This is a genomic window from Actinomadura geliboluensis (assembly GCF_005889745.1).
GTDB lineage: Bacteria > Actinomycetota > Actinomycetes > Streptosporangiales > Streptosporangiaceae > Spirillospora > Spirillospora geliboluensis.
Genome location: NZ_VCKZ01000569.1, coordinates 1 through 4,788, shown reverse-complemented (window position 1 = coordinate 4,788; position 4,788 = coordinate 1). Strand labels below are relative to the sequence as shown.

Below are 4,788 nucleotides of genomic sequence, written 5' to 3'. Positions count from 1 at the left end.
GCCTCCAGCGCCTCCTGCGGGAACCGGGACTCCTCGTCCACCTCCGCCGCGAAAGGAGCGATCTTGGCCTCGGCCAGCTCACGCACCGTGCGCCGCAGCAGCTCATGCTCCTCCGACGGCGCATACGTGGGAAAGTCAGAACTCATGCCGCAGATGCTACCCGCCAGTAGGGACTGGCGGGCAGGGCAGGTACGGGCCCGCAGTGGGCACGTGTCAGGAGAGGCCGCTAGTCGGCGACGGCGAATCGAAGGGAGCGGGTCTTGACCCACCGGCTGACGGTCATCGGAACGGGCTATCTGGGCGCCACCCACGCGGCCTGCATGGCCGACCTGGGCTTCGAGGTCCTCGGGCTGGACGTGGACGCCGAGCGGATCGCGCGGCTCGCCGCCGGTGACCTGCCGTTCTACGAGCCCGGCCTGGAACCGGTGCTGCGCCGGGGCCTGGAGACCGGGCGGCTGCGGTTCACGACGTCCTACAAGGAGGCCGCCGAGTTCGGGGACGTCCACTTCCTGTGCGTCGGGACGCCGCAGAAGGCCGGCGAGTACGCGGCCGACATGAGCTACGTGGACGACGCCGTCGCCTCCCTCGCGCCGCTGCTGAACCGGCCCTGCCTCATCGTGGGCAAGTCGACCGTGCCGGTCGGGACGGCCGAGCGGCTCGCCGAGACCCTCGCCCGGGTCGCGCCGGTCGGCGGCGACGCCGTGCTCGCCTGGAACCCCGAGTTCCTCCGCGAGGGGTTCGCCGTCCAGGACACCCTGCACCCCGACCGGATCGTGGCGGGGCTGCCCGCCGAGCAGGGCGCGGCCGAGCACGCCGAGAAGGTGCTCCGCGAGGTCTACCGGACGATGATCGCCGAGGGCACGCCGTTCATCACCGCCGACTTCCCCACGGCCGAGCTCGTGAAGGTGTCCGCCAACGCTTTCCTCGCCACCAAGATCTCGTTCATCAACGCGATGGCGGAGGTCTGCGAGGCCGCGCACGCCGATGTGACGAAGCTCTCGGAGGCGCTGTCCTACGACGACCGGATCGGCGGCAAGTTCCTCGGCCCCGGGCTCGGCTTCGGCGGCGGCTGCCTGCCGAAGGACATCCGGGCGTTCATGGCCCGCGCGGGCGAGCTCGGCGCCGACCAGGCGCTGACGTTCCTGCGCGAGGTCGACGAGATCAACATCCGGCGCCGGATCCGGATGGTGGACCTCGCCCGCCAGCTTCTCGGCGGCTCGTTCGCCGGCCGGACGGTCGGCGTCCTCGGCGCCGCGTTCAAACCGAACTCCGACGACGTGCGCGACTCCCCCGCGCTGGACGTGGCCGCGTCCATCCGGGCGCAGGGCGCGAAGGTGACCGTGTACGACCCGCAGGCCATGCGGAACGCGCGCCGCGCCCAGCCGACCCTGGAGTACGGCGACTCGGCCCTGTCGGCGGCCCGGGACGCGCACGTCGTCCTGCTGCTGACCGAGTGGCCGGAGTTCCGCGGCATGGACCCGGCCGCGCTCGCCGAGGCCGTCGCCGAACGCAACATCGTGGACGGCCGCAACGCCCTCGACCCAGAGCGCTGGCGCGCGGCGGGCTGGAACTACCGCGCGCTCGGACGCCCCTGAGCGCCGCGGGAAGCAAAGGATCGCGGGCGCTGTTGTCGTGGACATGGCAGACGAATTCGCCGACCAGGACGTGATCCGGCGGCTGCTGAACGAGACCGGGACGTGGGCCTTCGTCGGGCTCGGCGACAACCCCGACCGCGAGGTCTACACCCAGGCCCGGCTGATGCAGGAGCGCGGGAAGCGGATCATCCCCGTCCACCCGGCGGGGCGGGAGGTGCTCGGCGAGCGGGGCTACGCGTCGCTCGCCGACGTCCCGGAGAAGGTGGACGTGGTCGGCGTCTACCGGCGCGCCGAGCACGCCGGTGAGGCCGTGGACGCGGCGATCGCGGCCGGCGCGAAGGCCGTGTGGCTGCCGCTCGAAGTGATCGACGAGGCGGCGGCCCGGCGCGCGAAGGACGCCGGGCTCGACGTCGTCATGAACCGCTGCCCCGCCGTCGAATGGGCGCTGCGCCGCTAGGGACCGCAGCGGCCTTCCGCGAGGCGCGGCGGCGGCCCCCGAGCGCGCTCGGGGGCCGCCGGCCGGCTAGGCCTCGTTGTCGATGATCTTGTAGGTGTGGGCCCCGTTGATCGCCCACATGCGGTACTGGACCTTGGGGTGCCGGATGACATCGGTCCACGCGTTCGGCCGGATCACGTCCGCGCTGATCATCACGGTCACGGCGGAGTGCTTCTTGTTGAAGATGATGCGGTTCGGCTTCGGCTCCTCCCTGACGTTGAAGCCCGCCTTCTTCAGGTAGCTGCTCGCCCGGATGATCCGCACCTTCTTGCCGTTCCAGCAGTACTTGACGCTCGAGTGCCACTGGTAGTTCGTCGGAATGGTGTTGGAGTTGATGTACCGGTCGACCGTGTTGCACTTCTCCTTCGCCTTCGCGCCGGCCGTCGCCTTGGTCCCGGCGCTCCCGGTGGCCCCGGCGCTCCCGGCGCCCGACGCGGCCTCGGTGCCCGACGCGGCCCCGGTGCCCGACTCGGCTCCGGTGCCCGCCGCGGCTCCCCCCAGCACGGCGGGCGCCTGCTGGTCGGACACCGCGGAGACCTTGCCGACCGGCCCGGACTCCGACTGACCGCCCACGAGCACGCCGGCGGTGATGGCGCCGCTCAGCGCGGTGACGCCCACCGCCGCGGCGATCGCGGCGCGGCGCCGCGACGGCTTGCGCGGCTCAGACTTCTCCTCGTGCATTTCTCCACACTTCCTTCCATTGTCGGGCTTTCCGATTAGCCGCCCGATCACTGGAGAAAAATGTATGGAGAATGACGTCCGGCCCCCTAGGGCCATAGGGCCCCAACATCACCTCTCGCGGACCCTGATGTCCTTTGACGCGAACTCGAATCGGTCGCTCAGAAGGATCGCCGGGGAGTCCGCGGCGGGTGGCGGCAGGACGCTACAGCTTGTCGCGGAGCCGGGCGCCCTTCGCCTTGGCCTGGCCGTAGAGGTCCTTCTGGAAGACCTCCATCTTGGCCCGCAGCCCCTCATCGGACGCGGCCAGGATGCGGACGGCCAGCAGCCCGGCGTTGCGGGCCGCGCCGACCGCGACCGTCGCGACGGGGACGCCCGCGGGCATCTGCACGATCGACAGCAGCGAGTCCATGCCGTCGAGGTACTTCAGCGGCACCGGGACGCCGATCACCGGCAGCGGCGTCACCGACGCCAGCATGCCGGGCAGGTGCGCGGCGCCGCCCGCGCCCGCGATGATCACGCGGAGGCCGCGGCCGGCGGCCTCCTCCCCGTAGGCGATCATGTCGTGCGGCATCCGGTGCGCGGACACAACGTCGGCCTCGTAGGGGACGCCGAACTCCGCCAGCGCCTGCGCGGCGCCCTCCATGACGGGCCAGTCGGAGTCGCTGCCCATCACCACGCCGACGACCGGCTCAGTCATTTCCGCTTCTCCCCCATCTTCGTCCCCCAACGCAGGTAGTCCGCGGCATGACGGGCCCGTTCCCGGACGTCGTCGAGGTCTGTGCCGAGCGCCGTCACATGGCCGATCTTGCGGCCGGGACGCGACTCCTTGCCGTACATGTGCACCTTGACGGCCGGGTCGTGGGCCATCACGTGGATGTAGCGGGAGTAGACGTCCGGGTCGTCGCCGCCGAGCACGTTCGCCATCACCGTGTACGGGGCGGTCGGCTCGGTGGAGCCGAGCGGCAGGTCGAGGACGGCCCGCAGGTGCTGCTCGAACTGCGACGTCCGGGAGCCCTCGATCGTCCAGTGCCCGGAGTTGTGCGGGCGCATGGCCAGCTCGTTCACCAGCAGCCCGGCGTCGGTCTCGAACAGCTCGACCGCGAGCAGCCCGACGACGCCGAGCTCCTCCGCGACGCGGAGGGCGAGGCTCTGCGCCTCGGCGGCAAGGTCGTCGGACAGGCCCGGTGCGGGCGCGATCACCTCGGTGCAGATGCCGCCCTCCTGGACGGTCTCCACGATCGGGTACGCGGCGCCCTGCCCGTAGGGCGAGCGCGCGACGAGGGCGGCCAGCTCCCGCCGGAACGGGACGTGCTGCTCGACCATCAGGTCGACGCCCTCCGCGAGCAGCCGCTCCACCTCGCCGGACGGCTCGTCCACGATCCAGACGCCCTTGCCGTCGTAGCCGCCGCGGGTCGCCTTGAGGACCAGCGGCCAGCCGTGCTCGCGGCCGTACTCCGCCAGGAAGGCGGCGGGTTCCGACGCGGGCACGGGCGCGTACGCGGGGCACGGGACGCCGAGGCCGCTGAGCCGCTCCCGCATGACGAGCTTGTCCTGGGCGTGGGCGAGGGCCGCCGCGCCCGGCCGGCACGGGACGCCCGACTCCTCCAGCTCCCGGATGTGCGGGCCCGGGACGTGCTCGTGGTCGAACGTGACCACGTCGCAGCCCTTGGCGAACGCCAGCAGGTCGTCGCGGGACCGGTCGTCCCCCACCCGGACGTCGGACACGGCCTTGGCCGCCGACTCGTCGGGCGCCCCGGCGAGGACGCGCAGCGACACGCCGAGCGCGATCGCGGCCTGCTGGGTCATCCGGGCCAGCTGCCCGCCGCCCGCCATGCCCACGACGGGCATTTCACCCCGGCGGAGCCGGGCCGGGGGGCGTGGGAGGTCGTCCCCCCTCGGGGAATCCGGTGGAACACTCACGTCAGAAGGCTATCGGCCGATCGGGGCGAACGAATCCCCGGCGGCGGGCGTCACAGGTGTGTGGGGGTCGTGACAATGGGCAGGGAACGCGTGGAC

6 protein-coding genes are annotated in these 4,788 nt (G+C 72.2%); 2 read left to right on the top strand and 4 right to left on the bottom strand.

The features are described from left to right. Positions 1 to 146: acyl-CoA dehydrogenase family protein (locus ETD96_RS41505; RefSeq protein WP_171069497.1), on the bottom strand; the 146-nt coding region annotated here is incomplete at its 3' end. Between the two features lie 114 nt (positions 147 to 260). Between ETD96_RS41505 and ETD96_RS41500 the strand changes: the two genes are divergently transcribed. Both ETD96_RS41500 and ETD96_RS41495 read left to right on the top strand, forming a co-directional pair. Then, the gene (locus tag ETD96_RS41500) at positions 261 to 1,595 is read left to right on the top strand and encodes a UDP-glucose dehydrogenase family protein (RefSeq protein ID WP_138641962.1); all 1,335 of its coding nucleotides are present in this window, start codon (positions 261 to 263) and stop codon (positions 1,593 to 1,595) included. A gap of 43 nt (positions 1,596 to 1,638) precedes the next feature. Then, positions 1,639 to 2,052 carry a CoA-binding protein gene (locus ETD96_RS41495; protein WP_138641961.1) on the top strand — a complete coding sequence of 138 codons (414 nt, stop codon included), beginning with the start codon at positions 1,639 to 1,641 and terminating at the stop codon, positions 2,050 to 2,052. A 66-nt stretch (positions 2,053 to 2,118) separates the two neighbouring features. Here the strand turns inward: ETD96_RS41495 and ETD96_RS41490 are convergent, their stop codons facing one another. From ETD96_RS41490 to ETD96_RS41480, 3 genes are all read right to left on the bottom strand, one after another. After that, positions 2,119 to 2,772 (bottom strand): hypothetical protein, encoded by a 654-nt coding sequence (locus tag ETD96_RS41490; RefSeq protein ID WP_138641960.1) that lies wholly within the window; start codon positions 2,770 to 2,772, stop codon positions 2,119 to 2,121. A 202-nt stretch (positions 2,773 to 2,974) separates the two neighbouring features. Beyond that, complete coding sequence (gene purE / locus ETD96_RS41485; protein ID WP_138641959.1) at positions 2,975 to 3,469, bottom strand: 5-(carboxyamino)imidazole ribonucleotide mutase; 495 nt, start codon at positions 3,467 to 3,469, stop codon at positions 2,975 to 2,977. Next, entirely contained in the window at positions 3,466 to 4,620 is a 1,155-nt protein-coding gene (locus tag ETD96_RS41480) for a 5-(carboxyamino)imidazole ribonucleotide synthase (RefSeq protein WP_138641958.1), read from the bottom strand. Before ETD96_RS41480 ends, purE begins: the two co-directional genes overlap by 4 nt. Positions 4,621 to 4,788 lie beyond the last annotated feature (168 nt).

Bases quoted from the DNA above. Each gene is read 5' to 3' on its own strand.
- ETD96_RS41490 (WP_138641960.1), bottom strand. From the start codon at position 2,772: ATGCACGAGGAGAAGTCTGAGCCGCGCAAGCCGTCGCGGCGCCGCGCC.
- purE (WP_138641959.1), bottom strand. From the start codon at position 3,469: ATGACTGAGCCGGTCGTCGGCGTGGTGATGGGCAGCGACTCCGACTGG.
- ETD96_RS41495 (WP_138641961.1), top strand. From the start codon at position 1,639: ATGGCAGACGAATTCGCCGACCAGGACGTGATCCGGCGGCTGCTGAAC.
- ETD96_RS41480 (WP_138641958.1), bottom strand. From the start codon at position 4,620: ATGCCCGTCGTGGGCATGGCGGGCGGCGGGCAGCTGGCCCGGATGACC.